The 17,467-nt window shown below is 46.7% G+C and carries 16 protein-coding genes; 11 read left to right on the top strand and 5 right to left on the bottom strand.

Features of this window, described 5'->3' with window-relative positions; all coding sequences use genetic code 11:
• From ACZ5ZV_RS02770 to ACZ5ZV_RS02740, 7 genes are all read left to right on the top strand, one after another.
• Positions 1-1,467 carry an ABC transporter ATP-binding protein gene (locus ACZ5ZV_RS02770; protein WP_464119912.1) on the top strand — a complete coding sequence of 489 codons (1,467 nt, stop codon included), beginning with the start codon at positions 1-3 and terminating at the stop codon, positions 1,465-1,467.
• Entirely contained in the window at positions 1,464-2,492 is a 1,029-nt protein-coding gene (locus ACZ5ZV_RS02765) for an ABC transporter permease (RefSeq protein WP_464119911.1), read from the top strand. Before ACZ5ZV_RS02770 ends, ACZ5ZV_RS02765 begins: the two co-directional genes overlap by 4 nt.
• Entirely contained in the window at positions 2,493-3,365 is an 873-nt protein-coding gene (locus ACZ5ZV_RS02760) for an ABC transporter permease (protein ID WP_464119910.1), read from the top strand.
• A gap of 12 nt (positions 3,366-3,377) precedes the next feature.
• Positions 3,378-4,445, top strand: coding sequence for a hypothetical protein (locus ACZ5ZV_RS02755; RefSeq protein ID WP_464119909.1), 1,068 nt, complete (start codon positions 3,378-3,380; stop codon positions 4,443-4,445).
• Positions 4,446-4,500: 55 nt separating this feature from the next.
• Positions 4,501-5,535 (top strand): serine hydrolase domain-containing protein, encoded by a 1,035-nt coding sequence (locus ACZ5ZV_RS02750; protein ID WP_464119908.1) that lies wholly within the window; start codon positions 4,501-4,503, stop codon positions 5,533-5,535.
• 233 nt (positions 5,536-5,768) lie between these two features.
• Complete coding sequence (locus ACZ5ZV_RS02745; RefSeq protein ID WP_464117818.1) at positions 5,769-7,103, top strand: ISL3 family transposase; 1,335 nt, start codon at positions 5,769-5,771, stop codon at positions 7,101-7,103.
• Positions 7,104-7,264: 161 nt separating this feature from the next.
• Positions 7,265-7,723: a hypothetical protein gene (locus ACZ5ZV_RS02740; protein WP_464119907.1), complete on the top strand. Its 459-nt coding sequence runs from the start codon at positions 7,265-7,267 to the stop codon at positions 7,721-7,723.
• A 54-nt stretch (positions 7,724-7,777) separates the two neighbouring features.
• On the opposite strand, the gene ACZ5ZV_RS02735 is transcribed toward ACZ5ZV_RS02740, so the two are convergent.
• Positions 7,778-8,590: an EamA family transporter gene (locus ACZ5ZV_RS02735; protein WP_464121379.1), complete on the bottom strand. Its 813-nt coding sequence runs from the start codon at positions 8,588-8,590 to the stop codon at positions 7,778-7,780.
• Positions 8,591-8,823: 233 nt separating this feature from the next.
• On the opposite strand from ACZ5ZV_RS02735, the gene ACZ5ZV_RS02730 reads away from it, so the two are divergent.
• Positions 8,824-9,003 (top strand): hypothetical protein, encoded by a 180-nt coding sequence (locus tag ACZ5ZV_RS02730; RefSeq protein WP_464119906.1) that lies wholly within the window; start codon positions 8,824-8,826, stop codon positions 9,001-9,003.
• A 110-nt stretch (positions 9,004-9,113) separates the two neighbouring features.
• Here the strand turns inward: ACZ5ZV_RS02730 and ACZ5ZV_RS02725 are convergent, their stop codons facing one another.
• Entirely contained in the window at positions 9,114-9,746 is a 633-nt protein-coding gene (locus tag ACZ5ZV_RS02725) for a response regulator transcription factor (RefSeq protein WP_464119905.1), read from the bottom strand.
• A 472-nt stretch (positions 9,747-10,218) separates the two neighbouring features.
• Positions 10,219-11,352 carry a hypothetical protein gene (locus ACZ5ZV_RS02720; RefSeq protein WP_464119904.1) on the bottom strand — a complete coding sequence of 378 codons (1,134 nt, stop codon included), beginning with the start codon at positions 11,350-11,352 and terminating at the stop codon, positions 10,219-10,221.
• A gap of 502 nt (positions 11,353-11,854) precedes the next feature.
• Here ACZ5ZV_RS02720 and ACZ5ZV_RS02715 point away from each other — a divergent pair.
• The gene (locus tag ACZ5ZV_RS02715) at positions 11,855-12,928 is read left to right on the top strand and encodes an outer membrane beta-barrel protein (protein ID WP_464119903.1); all 1,074 of its coding nucleotides are present in this window, start codon (positions 11,855-11,857) and stop codon (positions 12,926-12,928) included.
• 41 nt (positions 12,929-12,969) lie between these two features.
• Here the strand turns inward: ACZ5ZV_RS02715 and ACZ5ZV_RS02710 are convergent, their stop codons facing one another.
• Both ACZ5ZV_RS02710 and ACZ5ZV_RS02705 read right to left on the bottom strand, forming a co-directional pair.
• Positions 12,970-13,731, bottom strand: coding sequence for a hypothetical protein (locus ACZ5ZV_RS02710; protein WP_464119902.1), 762 nt, complete (start codon positions 13,729-13,731; stop codon positions 12,970-12,972).
• On the bottom strand, positions 13,731-14,696 hold the full coding sequence (locus ACZ5ZV_RS02705; RefSeq protein WP_464119901.1) for a hypothetical protein: 966 nt from the start codon (positions 14,694-14,696) through the stop codon (positions 13,731-13,733). Before ACZ5ZV_RS02705 ends, ACZ5ZV_RS02710 begins: the two co-directional genes overlap by 1 nt.
• Positions 14,697-15,002: 306 nt before the next feature.
• Here ACZ5ZV_RS02705 and istA point away from each other — a divergent pair, with 306 nt between their 5' ends.
• Both istA and istB read left to right on the top strand, forming a co-directional pair.
• The gene (gene istA / locus ACZ5ZV_RS02700) at positions 15,003-16,619 is read left to right on the top strand and encodes an IS21 family transposase (RefSeq protein WP_464117241.1); all 1,617 of its coding nucleotides are present in this window, start codon (positions 15,003-15,005) and stop codon (positions 16,617-16,619) included.
• Between the two features lie 14 nt (positions 16,620-16,633).
• Complete coding sequence (istB, locus tag ACZ5ZV_RS02695) at positions 16,634-17,383, top strand: IS21-like element helper ATPase IstB (protein WP_464117240.1); 750 nt, start codon at positions 16,634-16,636, stop codon at positions 17,381-17,383.
• Positions 17,384-17,467 lie beyond the last annotated feature (84 nt).

Below are 17,467 nucleotides of genomic sequence, written 5' to 3'. Positions count from 1 at the left end.
ATGACGGCTGCAGTAGAGTTTAAGGGAATCAGCAAATACTTCGGCGAGGTCCGCGCCAACTCTGATATTTCCTTTTCCGTCGCCAAAGGCTCCATTCACGCCATCGTGGGTGAAAATGGAGCCGGCAAATCCACAGCCATGAAAATCCTGTTTGGAATGTACCGGCCGGATTCAGGGAAAATTCTGATCAACGGACAGGCTGTTGAGTTTGATTCCCCGATTGATGCCATGGCCGCCAAAGTCGGTATGGTTCATCAGCACTTTATGCTGGCAGAGCCTTACACCGCCCTGGACAACATACTTCTGCAGCAAAAGGGCTCAGCCTTTTCCCTGCTTCCACGCAAAGAGCAACTTCAACGTATCACTGACATCGCCAACCGCTATGGCTTTCACGTGGATCTGAACGCCAAAGTCGAGGATCTTTCTGTCGGCGAACAGCAGCGTATAGAAATTCTGAAAATCCTTTCCCAGGATTCGGACATTCTGATTCTGGATGAACCTACGGCCGTCCTCACCCCACAAGAGGTGCAGGATCTTTTTGCCAATCTTCGCAAACTGAAAGCCGAAGGCAAAACCATTCTGATCATCACCCACAAACTTAAAGAGGTGATGGCTCTTTCCGACGCCGTCACCGTTTTCCGCTCGGGTCGCATGGTGGAATCCAAAAAAACAACCGACACTTCGGTCGAAGATCTTGCCGCCCTGATGGTGGGTCGCTGCATGCAAACACCGGCAGAGCGGGTTTCAGTTATTGATGAATCCAGAATCTTGCTGGACATCGAAAATCTTTCCGCAGATCTGGGCACCCACACACTTCGCAATATCAACTTGAAGATCCGGTCCCGCGAAATCGTCGGTGTTGCCGGCGTTGAAGGCAACGGACAGGATGTTCTGATTCGCTGTCTGCTGGATGCCAAGTCGCTGAATAAGAACTCTTTGACTGGCGCTATCCAGTGCCATGGGTCCCTGCAGGCCTTTCCCGAGGACCGCCTGCGCTTTGGTGTTCTTCCGTCACGTCCCGTATATGAGAACTTTCTGCTGGGGCAGGAACATAGATTCACCAAAGGACTTTTCCTGAAAACCCGCGAATTGATCGCGCGCACTCAGGAGATCATGAAAACCTACGACATCCGCCCCCCCAATGAGCACCTTGCCTTTGGCAAACTTTCCGGGGGCAATCAACAAAAGCTGGTCGTGGCGCGAGCGTTGACGCAGAAACCGGATGTGATTCTGGCGGCCCAACCCACTCGTGGTGTTGACATCGGCGCCATTGAATTCATTCATAATGAGATTCGCAAAAGCCGGGATGAAGGCGCAGGTGTTCTGTTAATCTCTTCCGAACTGGATGAATTGATGGCTTTGTCTGATCGTATTGTGGTTCTTTATAAAGGCCAGTTGGTTGCCGAATTCAAGCGCTCTGAATTCAACGAGATCGCCCTGGGTAAGGCCATGGGAGGTGGACAGTGAAACGCATCTTCGGCTTCCTGCTGGGATTGACCCTGGCTTTGCTTTTGACCTTGTTCGCTGGCGAAAATCCTTGGAATGTATTTACTATTCTGGTCCGCAGTGCCTTTGGTTCGATGTATGATCTGGGACTGACCCTTTCCTACACGACTCCGCTTATTTTCTGCGGTCTTTCTGTTGCCATGGGTTTCCATGCGGGGCTCTTTAACATCGGCGCTGAAGGACAAATGACCATGGCCGTTGTTACGGCGGCCGCTGTGGGGGTCTTGTTTCCTCACGTACCCTTTCCGCTGGCGCCCGTTCTGGCGGTTTCTGCTGCACTGATCGCCGGTGGGCTTTGGGGATGGATGGCCGGATGGTTGCGCGCTGAGCGCGGCAGTCACGAAGTTATCATCACTATCATGATGAACTTCATTGCCGCGGGCCTGGCGGGTTGGTTTACCTTAAAAATCATTCCAAACCCTGATTCACAGAATCCGGAAACAGCGTTGGTGTCGCCGAACTACATGTTTAAGGACTATGATCTGATTGCCCGCCTGTTCCCGGATACTCCGGCCAATGCGTCTTTGGTTTTTGCCATTGTACTTGCGATTTTGATGTGGATATTTCTCTGGAAAACCGCTTGGGGCTTCAAGTTGCGGGCGGTGGGATCTAACCCGGAAGCCGCTCATCGCGCAGGTATTTCTGAAAAGAAAGTACAGATCGCGGCCATGACCCTGGCCGGAGCTTTGGCTGGATTTGTAGCCCTTTCAGAAGTTGTTGGCAGCGCTGGGCAGTATCGTATTGGTTTTTCTCCGGACTATGGATTTATCGGTATTGCTGTGGCTTTGATGGCCAGTAACAATCCCTTGGGTATTATCCTTTCCGCTTTTCTTATGGGAGCCCTTCACAAAGGTGCCTCAGATCTAGATCTGGAAACCAGCACCATCACTCGTGATTTCTCCCGCATCATTCAAGCCCTGGTCATTCTGGGCGTCGTCGCCCAGGGTTACTGGGAATGGTTTAAGCAAAAAAGGAGGAAGGGTTAAATGGAAACAGTGACCTGGATTCTGGCACTCACTCTGGCAACACTCCGCCTGGCAACTCCGTTGATTTTTGCTTCCATGGGCGGCCTGATGAGCGAGCGCTCGGGCGTGGTGAATGTAGCCCTGGAAGGTTTCATGCTGATAGGAGCTTTTGCGGGTGCGGTTGTGGGCTACAGCACGGCCTCGGCCTGGGCCGGATGGGGAGCAGCTTTGATCGCGGGCCTTATTATTGGTGCTCTGTATGCTTTCTTCGTGATTGAACTGAAAGCTGATCAGATTATCACCGGCATGGCTTTCAATCTTCTGGTGATGGGTCTTATTCCCTTCATCACAAAAATCCTGTATAGCTCCACCGGATCGACACCGGCCTTGTTGGTCGAAGATCGTTTTACCTTTGAACCTTTGTTGTTGGCGATTGCCTTGGTGGCAGCAATCAGCTTCTGGATGTATCGCACGCGTTCTGGTTTGTGGGTCCTTTTCGCCGGGGAACATCCCGAAGCCCTGACCGCCAGCGGAGTCAGTGTTCGCAAAGTGCGTTGGGCGGCTGTGACTTTGAGTGGCGGCTTTGCAGCCTTTGGCGGGGCAAGTCTGTCATTGTTCCTGGCCTCTGCCTATTCACCGATGATGACCGGCGGGCGAGGCTTTATGGCTTTGGCGGCATTGATCTTCGGGAAGTGGAAGCCACTTCCCGCCTTGGCTGCCTGTATTTTGTTTGCCTTCGCAGATGCCATCCAGATCCGGCTGCAAGGTGTGCAGGTCGGTGGTGTTGAGATCCCCGTTCAGTTTGTTCAAATTTTACCTTACATCGTGACTATCATTGCTCTTGCGGGCTTCATTGGCAAAAGCCGAGCTCCAAAGGCATTGGGTCACCAATAGGAAGAGGTCACTATGAAAAACGTATTGTTGGCATTGATTCTTTTATCTTCAACCCAAGCCCATGCTTGGGGCGGCCGCGGGCATGATACCATTTGCCGTGTGGCTACGTTCCTGGTGAAAGAGCCAGGCTTAAAAGAATACCTGCAACACAAACCCCAGATGATGGGTCACCTGTGCAACATGCCGGACTTCTATTGGAAGAGCCTGGGCGGTGACGCTGCCAAGCTTGGCAACTCCACACATTTCATCGACATCGAAGTGATTGGTTTGGACGTCAAAGACATCACTGTTGATTATAAAAAACTGATGGCCGACTTCACCGGTCAACCGAACAAATTCAAAAACGACGGCACCACGATCAAGTCCATTCCGCAGGAGTTCGGTTCCTCCTGGTGGAGAGCCGACCAGTTCATGCGCCATATTGCCAGCCTGAAGGATCAATTCGCAGCCGCGAAAGCTCCAACCAACTTCAAAGAGGAACAAGACAACGAACTTCCGTACAACAAACTGGCTTACGACATGGTGGTGTCCATGGGCCTGATGGGTCATTTCGTCGGTGACAACTGCCAGCCGTTCCACACAACGGCTGATTATGATGGCTACGCCGCAGGTCATGGTGGCATTCACGCTTACTTCGAAGATCAGGTCGTGGGTCAATTCGATGGTGATTTGGATTATCTTGTTTTGAAATCCGCTCGTGCGATGAAGAACCCTTCGTTCCTAAAACCAAAGACCGCGATCGAGAAGATGAAAGTTTTGAGTGTCATTTCCAACAACGAAATTCCAAAGCTTCTAAAACTTGATCCCGTGATCAAAAAATCCACTTTGGTAAAAGAAAAAGGGATGGAGCTAAAAACAGCGGCCGAAAGAAAGCCCGCTACTGAAGCCTTTAAGAAAATGAAGCCGATGATCGTGACTGAGATGGCTCGCGGAGCGGTTCTGCTGGCGGCCTTGTGGGACGAAGCTTATGTTTCCGCAGGCAAACCCAAAATCGGAGCTTACAAGTCCTACAAGTATCCTTTCACCGTGGACTTTGTAGCGCCGGACTATATTGAAGTCCCGAAAGCCGAAACCAAATAAATTCTATTCTTTGACGGTGGACGAACCACCGTCTTTCCCGATGAAAAGATCGTTTATGAGTCTAAAGAAGATTGCAGATTATATTGGAACAACACTGATCTTTTCATGGGTGGCCTTGCAGTTTATTTCCTGCGAGCCTCAAATCTCACCGACCACCGAGGCGGAACTGCCTCAGAAAATCCAATCCCTCTGGAGTGACCTTAAAGCTAAAAACCTTATATCGGGATCCATCCTGATTCAGCAAGGTGATCAGGTGCTATTTCAAGATGGACCGCAGGATCTGCAGTATGCGGTTTCCAGTATTTCCAAATCGTTTGTCGGCTGGAAGTATTATGAACTTTCCCAGCAGGGGTTAAACCTCAACACCCCGGTCTGCCACTGGCTGCAAAACTTTTGCGAGGAACCCCTGAAGTCCATCACCGTTCAGATGCTCTTGGATCATAAGGCAGGATTTGGGCGCGACCTCAGCTTTGTTCATTTCTTAAAAAGAACCGTCAACCCGGACTGGAGCATCGAAAATATCGACAAACTTCCCCTGACTGCCGATGATCTGAAGAACCCGCCCGGCAGTCAGTTTCTATACTCCAACTTCGGCTATCTGGTTTTATCCCGCCTGCTTGAAGTTATAAGCAGCAAGAACTTCGCTGGGGTTATCAAAGATGTGGCGGAACAATCCGCCATGAGCGAAACTGATCTGATTGCAAAACACGACATCATTCCCATCAAGGTCCTTCTGCCCTACACTCGATGGCAGACCAGCTTAGAACTTGAAACGATCCTGTATCGATCCGCCGGCACCGGTGGCGTGCGGTCCTCAACCCGAGATCTGGCGAAGCTTTTGGGGACTTTCCAAAAAAAGGACTTTCAGAAGATTTTCACGGAGCCCCAAAGCTACTATCGCCATGGCTGGGTTCGCTCCCAGGACACTTCCTATAAAGCCTACTGGCACAATGGGGCTTCTCTGGGAGCTTACTCGTTGATGGCTCTGATCCCTGAATCGGATCTTCGTATTGTTATTCTCACAAACAACTTTAAACCTGCGAAATTCTGGTCACAACAGGCAGAACAATTCGAGCTGCTTTTCTATTAGGGGCCCGCGTCTCATCCTGAGAATGGCTCCCTCGCTGGTTCTCGGGATTTAGCTGTGGGTAAATAAGAAGAAAGACATCCTGTCATAGGAGCTTCCCGCTCCCATACCCTGGGGAAAAGCCGGTCATCGTGACCAGCTTTTTGCGTTGTGGCGTGGGAATAAAAAAGGCCCATCTTGGCTGACCTTGTGATTTGATTTTTTTACCACAAATCACCAAATTACAAAGGCCAAGGATGGACCTTCATCATTTGATCAACAGCTTGTTGGGTCTGCAAGACTTAACGATTACCAACGCGGAGCTTTCAGAAGACTTTGTATCTTGTCGGATCAAAGCTGAGCTTCCCTGGGCGCGAGCGCGCTGCGCTAGTTGTGAGCATCCACTATTGGAGTTCCATCAATGGAGTCATCGTGAGCTCAAGGTCCCTCCACTTGGACTTTTTAAAGACGTAGTTATTCAACTACGTTATCCACGAGGCCTTTGCCCCATTTGCAATAAAATCCAACGCGCATTTGTGGCAGGAGTCCACTCTAAGTTTAAAGGCCATAGCTGTAGTTTCGTTGAAACTGCTGGTCGATTGATGGAAGAAACCACTTGCGCTGCAGCCAGTAGGACCTTGAGTTCAGATCCAAAAACTTTATGGCAAATAGATCAGTGGCGTATGCGAGAAATGCAAAAGAATTTGGATCTAAAGAAGTTCACGCAAGATATAGATGTGTCACGTATGAGCGCGGATGAGGTGCATTTTAAAACTGAAACGGAAACAAAGAGAGACCACCCCTTTGCACCAAGATGGACTGTAAAGTTCGTTACCAATTTAGTCTGCACTAAAGAGGCCAAGATCATTGCAAATGCCGCTGGTCGGGATGCAATGGCGTTAGCCAACTGCCTGCGTTCGCTCTCTCGTCCTCAGCGATTATCAGTAGAGTTTTTTTCAATAGACATGAACCCAGGATACTTCCAGGCCGTTAGTAAGCTTTGCCCAGATGCTGAAATCGCGGTTGATAGATTTCACTTGATTCAGAATATGAACGAATACTTTGAAAAAATCAGAAAAGAGGAGTTTCAAAGAGCCAAGAAAAACAAAAAAGAATTCGAAGAGATCATGCTATCCCCTTCGAAGCGGTTCATGTTTTTAGAACGCAACGCTGTTTTATCTATTGAGGAGCATAATATGCTTGGTAAATTAAAAGTACTAAATACGAATATCTCAAATGCCATGATCATCGTTGAATACTTTCACAAAGTATTGGAAGAAAAAGGTGTTCAAGGTTTTAGATCTCGGCTTACGAAATGGTACGGCTTGGTTCGTGACTCAAAACTCCTTCCGCTGCGAAAGTTTGCTCTTCAAGTGAGAAAGTATCGAATGAATATTGAGGCTTATATACGATCTAATTTGACGACGGCTATCAGTGAAGGACTCAATAATAAGATCAGAGTTTTAAAGGCGATGGCTTACAATTATCAGAACGAGGAATCATTCATGCTTAAGATCCTTCAACGGTGTGGCTTTCTCAATTCGAGACACATGGATACGAGGGCTCTATTCAAATATAGCCAGTTGGCATAAAACCTACCCACAGTTAAAACCCGAGAGGCTCCCTCGCTGTATGCCGCTGTTAGGCCTCTGTCATATCTCTAGACAACCCCGAGGCTTCTAATTCCTTTCCAAGCGGGCACGTTGCTCGCATTCATTCTGATTGGAAGAAAATTCCTAAAGGAGAGAGAGTTATGAAAAAGAAGATTGTATTGGCAATGGCCGTTATCATGGTTTTGGGTTCTGTTAAAGCAATGGCTGAGGATTACCATAGTATTAACATGGAAGGAAAACTCCAGGCTACAGAGGCAGATGCCGCTGAAAGAGACGACTTTCAAATGGGCTTCAATCAAGACAAGTGGGATGCCGCTGAACTGGATTCAAATCTCATGACTATTAATTCCAAAATTCAAGAGCTGGAAAAACTGCAGGATGAACTAAGCGACATGGAAAACACCAATGGTCTTCTGAGTGCTATAGGCCAGACGGTCACCACCGCAACTGAAATTCAAAAGGAAATCGCAAAATCATCCGACTTGAAAAAGTCGCGCCAATTAATTCAGGAGCTGAATAGTGAAATCAACAATTTCAAGAATCAGCACCCTAGCTATAATATTCGCGGCATTAAGAAGCACGACGAACTGACGTACTAATCAGACAAATAAAAAAATCCAAAAAGCCCCGGACTTAACACACGGGGCTTTTTTTTATTTACCGCGTGCTCGCGCGGTGACGGTGCTGCCTGCAGAGGCGATCACGATACAAAGAATGGCTGCCCACTGCACCGGTGCCAAGGTCTCTCGTAAAAATATTATTCCTATAACGGTCGCAACCACGGGTTCCAGACTCATCAGGATGCCGAAAGTTTTTGCTGGCATGTCTCGCATCGCCTTCATTTCCAACGAATACGGTAACGCACTGGAAAGGATCGCGATCGCTATCCCCATAGGCCACAAAGAAGGATTGGTGACCTGTTCAAAGTTCGTAAACAACCCCACCGGAAAAGTCACCAAAGCCGCAAAACACATTCCCACGGCCGCGTTGGCAGAAGAAGACCCTTCTGCATTCCCCACTCTTTTTCCGAAGATGATGTAAAGGCCCCAAAAAGCTCCTGCGCCCAGGGCCAGAACAACTCCGGTCAGGTCCAAGGCCTGGGACACTTCGGACGTCGGCAGAACCAGATAAATTCCCACACCGGCAAGCACCGCCCAGCACAGATCCAAAGCGCGCTTTGAAGAAAACAAGGCCACAGCCAGGGGGCCAGTGAACTCCAACGCCACAGCAATGCCCAGGGGGATGCGCTCAAGGGCAAAATAAAACAGCAGATTCATAAAGCCCAACGAAATTCCGTAGGCGGCTAAAGACTTCAGGCGCTGACCAGAATAACTTTCTTTCCAGGGGCGCATCACCAGAACCAGAATCAACGCAGAGATAAACACGCGCAAAGCCGTGGTGCCCGCAGGCCCTGCAACCGGGAACAGACCCTTGGCAACAGAGGCTCCAAACTGAATGGACAGCATCGCGATCAAAATGAGACCGATGGACTTATAAAGAGAACTCACCTGGCAACTCCGTCACTTTTCTAACAGGGCGCGCGCAATCTAGGGCACGCTTTGGCACTGCGATCTCACACTGAGAATGAGCCCTTATAAGTGCTTGAAAGCTCGTTGGCAAATTCTCATTCCAAAACGCGAGCTCTGGCACGGTCATAGCATTAGGGATATGTATACCGCGTATCGCAAAGGAGTACAAAATGACATTCGCTAAGATCTTCACAGCAGCCATCATCACAGTCACAGCAACAATGTCCTTTGCAGCTACAAAGTGTGACAGCAAAGTGAATGTAGGTCGTTTTGCAAATACGAATCCTCCTGCAAAATTCACTCAAGTTGCCAAAGATGTGAAAACGACGACCAAAGCAGGCGTTCGCTAATTCACAAAGATCTGAACAAACCCCCGAACCCCAGGTCTATTCCCCCCCAAGGCCTGGGGTTTCCCCTTTTAAAGCAAAAGCCTCTCTGTCGAGAGGCTTTTTTATTTAAACTAGATATTCAGAATGTAGCCAGAGCCGTGGACCGACGACAGATGGTCCTTCAATTCAGGGAACTTGCGTTTCAGATTATACAAGTGAGTATCCAGGGAGTTTTTGGCCACATGACGACCACCCCAGATATTCTTTTCGAGCTCTTCCCGAGTGATCAACTGGCGTGATTTGGTATAAAGCGTTTCCAATATGATGTACTCAACACGAGTCAAAGAGCAGGAGCGCCCCTTGAAACTGGCACTTCTATTTAACTGATTTAAAATCAACGAAGAACTAAACCAGTCAATGGCCCGCAAGCGGCTGTTGAGTTCTTCTTCCATGATGGGTTTTTCAATAAATCCACTGACACCATAGTTGATGGCATTGATCGCCATCTCCTTGCTGGAATGGCCGGTGACAATAATAATATGAGAGCGAGGGTGAGCGCTGCGGATGACCGGAATCAGATCAAAGCAGGTTTTTCCATCCAGATTGTGATCAAGAAAGAATAAATCCCATGACCCCTGACCAAGGCACTTCAAAGCCTCCTCATAGGAGTGCGCACACTGGATTTCGCCAATATGACTGAACTTCGCTTGGAAAAGCAGTGCAAAGTCCTTGTTGTCATCAACAAGAAGTACTTTCTTCTTCATGGCTCCTTCTCACGTTCTATATTACCACTAAAGAATTGATTCAATTTGCTGTGTTAAAGCAGTGTCAAAACTAAACTAACATCAACTTACCTGACAGACATTAGAAGAGTTTTATTCATACTTTGAATTGAGTATTTCTTGAGTTTTTCAGAAAGAATTTGAAACCATCAACCACTAGGGGACCCACTTCAGGCTTGCGGATTTCAGTTAAATACGACCATTACTTCAGTTTTCTGCTCGGCCGCCCATGATTTGCTTAAATACAAAAACATCAGCAAATGACTAACAACATGATCAAGCACGTCGGCCTTGTGTGCGTGAACTAATTTTTGCGGTGATGAACCAGGATGAAATAGCGAAGCTGAGTGGAAAGGCTCTGATAAGCTTGCTGGAAGATCATTAGGAAATAAAAAAAAAGCCCAGGGGTTACCTGGGCTTTTTAGTGTCTTTAGACTTAATCTAACAACTTGGATTAGAAGTTGTAAGTGTAAGCTACGTTAGACAAGAACTTGTCAGCGCCTGCGCCATCAGTGAAGGACAGGTGACCTTGGTTAGCTGTACCGAAGTTAGCATCCAACATACCTTTGCCCAATTTGAAACCAACACCTGCGTTGAATGCGATAGAATCAACATTCACTTTTTTGTCGTTAGCTGCAGTGATTTTTGTTTCGTTCAACAAGATGTTCTGTTTTACAGAACCGCGTAGAACCATCCAAGAAGTTGCGTTAGCTTCAATACCCATCCAAACTGGAAGAACAGAAGACTCACGCTCATCTTCGATTTTCTCGGAAGCGTATGCTACACCGTAGAAGAAGTTAGCATCTTCAGTTTTAGTTACAGTGTTTACGAAACCAACTGCGTAACCAGTCTTTTCGTATGTAGAATCTGTAGTACCGTCAGTGATGTCAGCTTTAACCATACCGTACTGAGCATATGCTTCCATATTCTCATTGATGTGGTAACCGAAACCAACTTGAGTCATGCCTTTGGATTCAACTTCGTCTTTGTCAAAAGTAGACTTACCAGTCAAGCCCTGAACCAACTCAACATCGAAAGTGCCGTTAGAAGCACCAACTGCGAAGCCAAGAGAAGAAGCTTCTGCAGTAACAATGTCCGCACCACCGGCAGCGATAGTACCGCCAGCTACTTCGTCTTTACCATTAGAGTACTTTACAGTCGCACCCCAAGTCCACTCGCCCATTTTGGAAGCGTAGAATACGTTGATTGGGTTCTGTTCACGCATCATGTTTGGAACACCAGCAGCTTCAACTGCATCGTTGAATGCAGAAGAACGACGGCCCAGGTAAACACCGTAAGCATAGTCGTCATGCTTCATCAAGAAGCCACCTTCAGCGTGTGGATTAGCTGCAGTGAATGAACCATCAGCAGGCGTCGCACCAGAGCCTACCAAGTATTTTTCATCCCCAGCACCCCATTCGATAGTTGCTTGAGTACCAAGAGCCATGAATTGGTATGGTCTGTCGAAAGCAGTTTGGAAGTCTACTAGTTGACGAGAACCTGCCAAAGCACTAACGCGAGCCTTAGAAGCCATCGCCATTGGAGCTGCTGCTGTTACCAAAGCTGCTACTACTAAAAGTTTTTTCATTGTTGCATCCTTTCGTTTCGTTGCAATCGTATGATTTCTTTTAAATCCATTAAAAGTTTTAATCGAGTACACAAAAAATGCTAATGAGGACCTAGCCCAAGATCAACAACAAAAATTTTCGGTACGTTTTCATCACGCTTAAAACTTCATCAACGCGATTCAACTTGTGACCTTCCGAACACATCAATCTGCGACCATACACCAGTGCGGCAGAATCTACTTTTTTAGAACAATTATTCCACTCAAACTCGCGCCAGCAGCGGGTTTGGTGGAGATATCAAAAGGGCCTTTTTTTGAGGAGCGCCAAAGGTCCGGTGGACAATAGAACACGGTTTGAGGTCCAAAAAAGATTTAAGAAATGACAATTGACGCGAAATTTCAAATTCGCCATGTCATGCTAGATCAAGGTCTAGCTTTACAATGTTTTTACGTTACACAGCTGGACCTAGGTCTTACCATCTTTCGGTATCCGTAACATTCACACTATATATAAGGAGCTACTTTGAAAAAGAATGTACTAGTCGCGGGTTTGTTAATTTTGTGCGGTTTCAGTGCGCAAGCTGTTGAAATCTCTGGCCTGACAGTGAACGGTGAGGTCGCTTTCGACTTCAGCCTCCTGTCCACCAAAGGCAATAAAATGCAATATACCGATGGTGTAACCAATGAGACCTACCGCTTGCGCAACGCTCAGGTACTAATCAGCAAAGAAACAGATCAAATCTACTTCCTGACTCGTTTGGCGTACTCGCCTACACCATACATCTCCGAAGTCGATACCCCAGCAACACCCACAAATGCCAAATCTTCCACCAATAACTTCGGCGCGCTAGAGCAGGCAGAAATCTTCTACAAACCAATGCAGAACCTTTACGTTGGATTTGGCCGCTTCCTGACAACAATGGGCTACGAATCACTTATGAAGTATGAAAATGCTTTCTACACCACGACTATCGCTTACCAAAGCATCGTTCCTGGCTATGGTGAAGGTTTGCGTGCAAAGTACGTTGCTGGCGACTGGTTAACTGGAACTCTTTCCACCTACAATCAAGCACAATATGGCGCTTTCGGTGAAGACTACACACCAACTAAAACAACGGAGCTTTCTTTCACTGGCAAGATCGCTGGCGACTTCACATGGTTTGCTGGATACTACTTGGGTACCGACAAGCCAGGCGCTACAAAAGTTGAAAAGTCTGCTTCCAGCGTATGGGCTTCTTACCAAATTACTGAAAACATGCTCGCAGCTTTGATCTATGATTCCTACACCACAAAACCTGATGGTTCTGGAACTCACTGGGCAGATGCCAGCACAGCTTTGATCACTTATGGTCTAGGCATGAATAACCTGGCTCTCCGTTATGAAATGGTCCGCGGGACAAGCACCTTAGAAAAATACGGCGCTGGCGAAAAAGTAGATTCACTGACAGTTGGGGATAAAATCGTTCTTAACGAAAACCTAAATGTTTATGTTGAGTACCGCATGGACAAAGCTGACGAGAAAGTTTTTGTAGATAGCGATGGAGCTCCTACAGACACTGCCAACGTAATCACTTTGGGCGCATTGGCTCACTTCTAGGCAGCTGATTGAACTGGAGGGTTCTTCCCTCCAGTTTTCTTTCAAAAATAAAACCCTTCGATAATTTTTAATGCTTCTTCGGGTGATCCAATTTTTTGACCTCGACAAAACCCCAGAACACCTGCATCTTTCACCAAACCCGACATTTCATCCAAATACGTTCTAAGATGCACCAAGGGAAGACCTGAAATCTTCAGTGACTCACCAGCCGGAAGTGCCTGGGATAACAATAGAATATCGTTGCGATGCTTTCTGATATCATCTCCATCCACCTTATGGCCACCTTCACGGCGTTCTCTGAGCTCGTTAAAAGCCCGTGCCTTTAATGGAATCTGTGCGACTGCACTAATAAATTTACAGTGGTCTCCATCAATCGCATTCGCCTGAATTAAGTCATAGTAGTCATCCTCCAGCAGAATACCAGAGAACTGATCTCCCATTTCAATCTTCTGCAAAGGGATGATATGTTGCTCATCAAATAGTTCTAAATCTTCAGGTTTTTTTGAAAACAACTCAATCTGCTTGGGAAACTCTGGATTTTTAGGCTTGTTAAAACGATAGTACTGAGCCACTCCTGCTGACTTCTCTCTATTCTCGAACTCTCCGTCTTTAATATAATCTGCCAAGTTCTTAAGAAAGGCAGGATCAGGCTTCATGAAAACGACGATATCCAGATCTTTCGTAGCCCGGAAGGAGACTCCCAATCCCGACATCAGCAAATTTCCAGCAACACCGCCAACAATAACGTAATGCTCACGAAAAGCGGCCAGCCTCTTCGTGAAATGCTCTAAACCATGAACCACTAATCCCCCAATACGGTTTTAAGAAGTTCTTTAAGAGCAATTTGCGTACGATCATCGTGACTATCTTGCATACTTAGATAGAGGGAAATCGGATCAACGGTACTACCTTCGGATATCGCATTGGGGTCCCACTCCCATACTTCAAGACAGTATTGCGCCAACTCTTTTGGAACTGCTTTTAGCTGCGCCTCGATCTTGGAAAAGTCTTTCTTGCCGATCGCCTGAGTTTGAACCATTCCGCCATCCAGCATCGTTAGATGTCCTAGGGCAGAATACCCCGCAAGTTTTGCTCCGAAGGTTTTCCTGTTCAAATATATACGCGCGATTACCGGACTTCCCAGAAGACCTTTAGCTTGGTTCCACAATTCGCGCTTGGGTAAAAAATGGACATGCTTACTGACACCTTCTCTATTTATTTTAATCAACTCAAACGTTCTAAGTTCCTCAACCAAACGACTGGCATGCACTTTGGAAATCGCAAAGAAATCTGCGAAGTCACTGACTGTTTTCCCATGAATATCACCCACAACAAGATATCTAATAATTGCCGCTTTACCTCGTAAACTTAGCTTCGCAGGAAATGCCGCCGCTTTTTCATTTGCAGCCCGAACTGCTAACAAAGCATCCGGCAAAAAAATATTTCCCCGCATATCGACATAATTTACTTTGTGACCCATCAGAGCTTTCTGCTGATAAGACTTTAATTCATTGAATATAAACATGACGGGTTTTGCCGCTGCCTTTTTCAAAATATCTTGATGTAGCAATATTTTTTTAATTTCAACTTCATCAGAAGCGGCTTCAGCTAAGATAAATGCCAGCCCCTGAATATTGGCTGTTGTTAGTCGATAGCTCTTCAAGACAAGATGAGGAATCCCCTTTGGAATTTCCACATTAGGAGTAATTGTTACTATTTTAAAGGATATCAAGTCCCCCAAAAGGGTGTTAATTCGAGCTGTCTCCATAGAGACATGTTAACTTATAAATACTATTGTTACCATGTAAATGTAAATAATATGGTAAACATGGTAAATAATTGATTTTACTTATAAATTTTTATTAAAAATGATGATTCGGGCATTAAGTGTCCAATCCCACGTAGTTTGACCGGTTTCAAGGGGGGCAAATCCCACGTAAGTGGACCGGCTTTGGGGGAAGTAAATCCCACCTAATTTGACCGGGCAATTGCTTACGTTTTCAGCACATTTTCTCCATCTGATCCCATGCGCTAAGCTGCTGGTTTAACAACCAGACTACAGCAAGGAATACGCATGCGGAAACTCAGAAAAAAGGACTTGGAGAAAATCACAGTGGACCGAAAAATCGTCGAAGGCCTTCGCGAAGGACACTCACTCACCGCACTGACTAAATCAACTGGTAAAGGCAAAGGTTACGTCATAAAAATCCGCGACCAGGCGATAGAGCATGGCTATGTAGCCGTCGCAAACCCAGAGAAGAAAATCTACTGCAAAACCTCAAAAGAAATCCCACCTTACCCAGAGGCGCTGTTTCCGCTGCGCGATGGTCGCAGCGAGAAGGCCATTGAAACGGATGCCATCTTAGATCCCAAGCGCGAATGGATCAAGGAGCGCATTGAACTTGGCTGGAGTCCGCAAAGTATTTTTGAAGAGCTTCCGCTCTCTGTCCCGCGATCTAACTTCTACCGCTACATTCACCGCCACAAACTTATGCGATCCGCACCTGCGCGCAATGTGATGGAGCTTGTTCACTCACCGGGGGAATGTCTGCAGGTGGACTGGGGAAAGCTCTTTGACGTCGTCGATCCTGTCACAAAAAAGAAAAAAACAATTTGGATTTTCGTTGGCGTTCTTGGGCATTCTCGTTACGAGATGGCCCGAGTTGTAGAGAAACTCGACTTTGAAACAACTGCCGAAGTTTTAATAAGCATGTTTGAGGAACTTGGCGGAGTCCCTCGTAAAGTGACTTCTGATAATCCCAAAGTCTTTGTTCATGAGGCATCAAAGCACGAGCCGACGTTGAACCCGGCCTTTGAAAGACTGGCCTCGCACTACGGGTTCGTTGTCGAGGCATTGCCGCCTTATTCTCCAGAGAAAAAAGGCAAAGTGGAGCGAATGGTTCCAATGAAGCGTCGCCTTTTTGAATCCTACGATAAGTCCCAATATTCACTGAGCGGCGCACAGTCACACATGAATAAAAAGATGAGTATCGCCAATGAGAGAAAGCACGGGACTCACCTACAAAAACCTTTGGATGTGTTTCTTAACGATGAAGCCTCGTTGTTAAAGCCTCTTCCTTTATTACGCTACGAAGTGGAAACCATCACTCGCTCAACAGTGAGGTCTGATGGTTATGTTCGCTTTGCAAACAAGTACTACCGAGTAGACACAAGACTCAAAGGCGAAATAGCTTTGGTGATTGGTAATTCAGTTCAAGTAAGTATCTACTGCAACGGTCGACTGTTAGAAGTTTACGAGCGCATCCAAGATAAATTCACAAGTAAAGCCTGTAAAGATCATTACAAGGAGTCTTGGGAGAAGACTCTTCAAGATCATGGTCACTATCTGAAGCAAGCAAAAATTATCGGCGTCAATGTTGAGCGCTTTGTAGGAATTATTTTGGCTCGAGGCGAAGGTTTTGTTGATACACGCAGCGTATGGGGTCTTCTGACGCTGAACAAGAAGTACAGCAATGCCGACATCGACAAGGCCTGCCTTTCAGCGCTGGAGTTATCACAGGTAAATTTAAAAACAGTTCATCAACTATTGAATATTATGGCAAAGCCAAAACCCAAAGCTCCTCGTCATGAGGAGGTTTTATCCGCGCAGACGGTGGGAGGTAAGTTTGCGCGCGACATGAGTGAGTATAAAAACCATTTACGTCTGGTTCATAGCAACCAGGCCCACTGAAAGGAAAGACAGTTATGACAATAGATGTGATACGCGATCAGTTAAAGCAGTTACGAATGCCCGCGGCATCCGCAGAGATCGAGGGTTTAGTTCAAAAAGGAAAACGCAGCCAGGATCTTAAGTGGCTCAGTGAGCTTCTATCCACGGAATTAGATGCAAGGGCAGATAACGCCGTAGAAAAAAGGATTAAGAAAGCGGAGTTCCCAGAGCGAAGAAGCTTTGAGCAGTTCAATTGGGATTTCAATAAAAAACTCCCGCGCGAAAAAATCGAGGATCTGAAAGATTTAAAGTTTATCGAGAACAACGAAATTGCATTGTTTTTGGGAAGTCCCGGCACGGGCAAGAGTCATCTTGCGATTGCTCTTGGGATGAGCGCTGCGCAGGCTGGTCACAGTGTTTTTTGTACGAGTGTAAAAAGACTTGGGACAAAGATCCGTAAAGCGCGCGAGAACAATAAGCTCGATGTTTTATTCAAACAAATTCTAACATCAAAGCTATGGATCTTGGATGACTGGGGCGTCGTAACAATGCCACGAGACGTGAGTGAGGAGATCTTCGATTTATTTGATCGACGCAAGCACAATTCGGCTATGATCTTAACCAGCAACCGCGACGTTGAAGAATGGCCACAAGTTTTTACCGATCCGATCCTGGCAAGTGCTGCCATCGACAGGATGTTCGAGAATGCCCATATTTGCATTTTTGAAGGCCCCAGTCACCGCATGAAGGGACGAATAACTTTCAACGATATTGACAGCGAGTAGAAAGACCAATAAACCCTCAAAAATCAGGTGGTCAAAGTATCTGAAACGAACCCGGTCAAACTAAGTGAAACGGAACACATTAAG

The organism is Bdellovibrio sp. HAGR004 (assembly GCF_055397015.1).
Note: the sequence above shows the minus strand (reverse complement) of the source record. Positions and strands in the feature narration are given on the sequence as shown.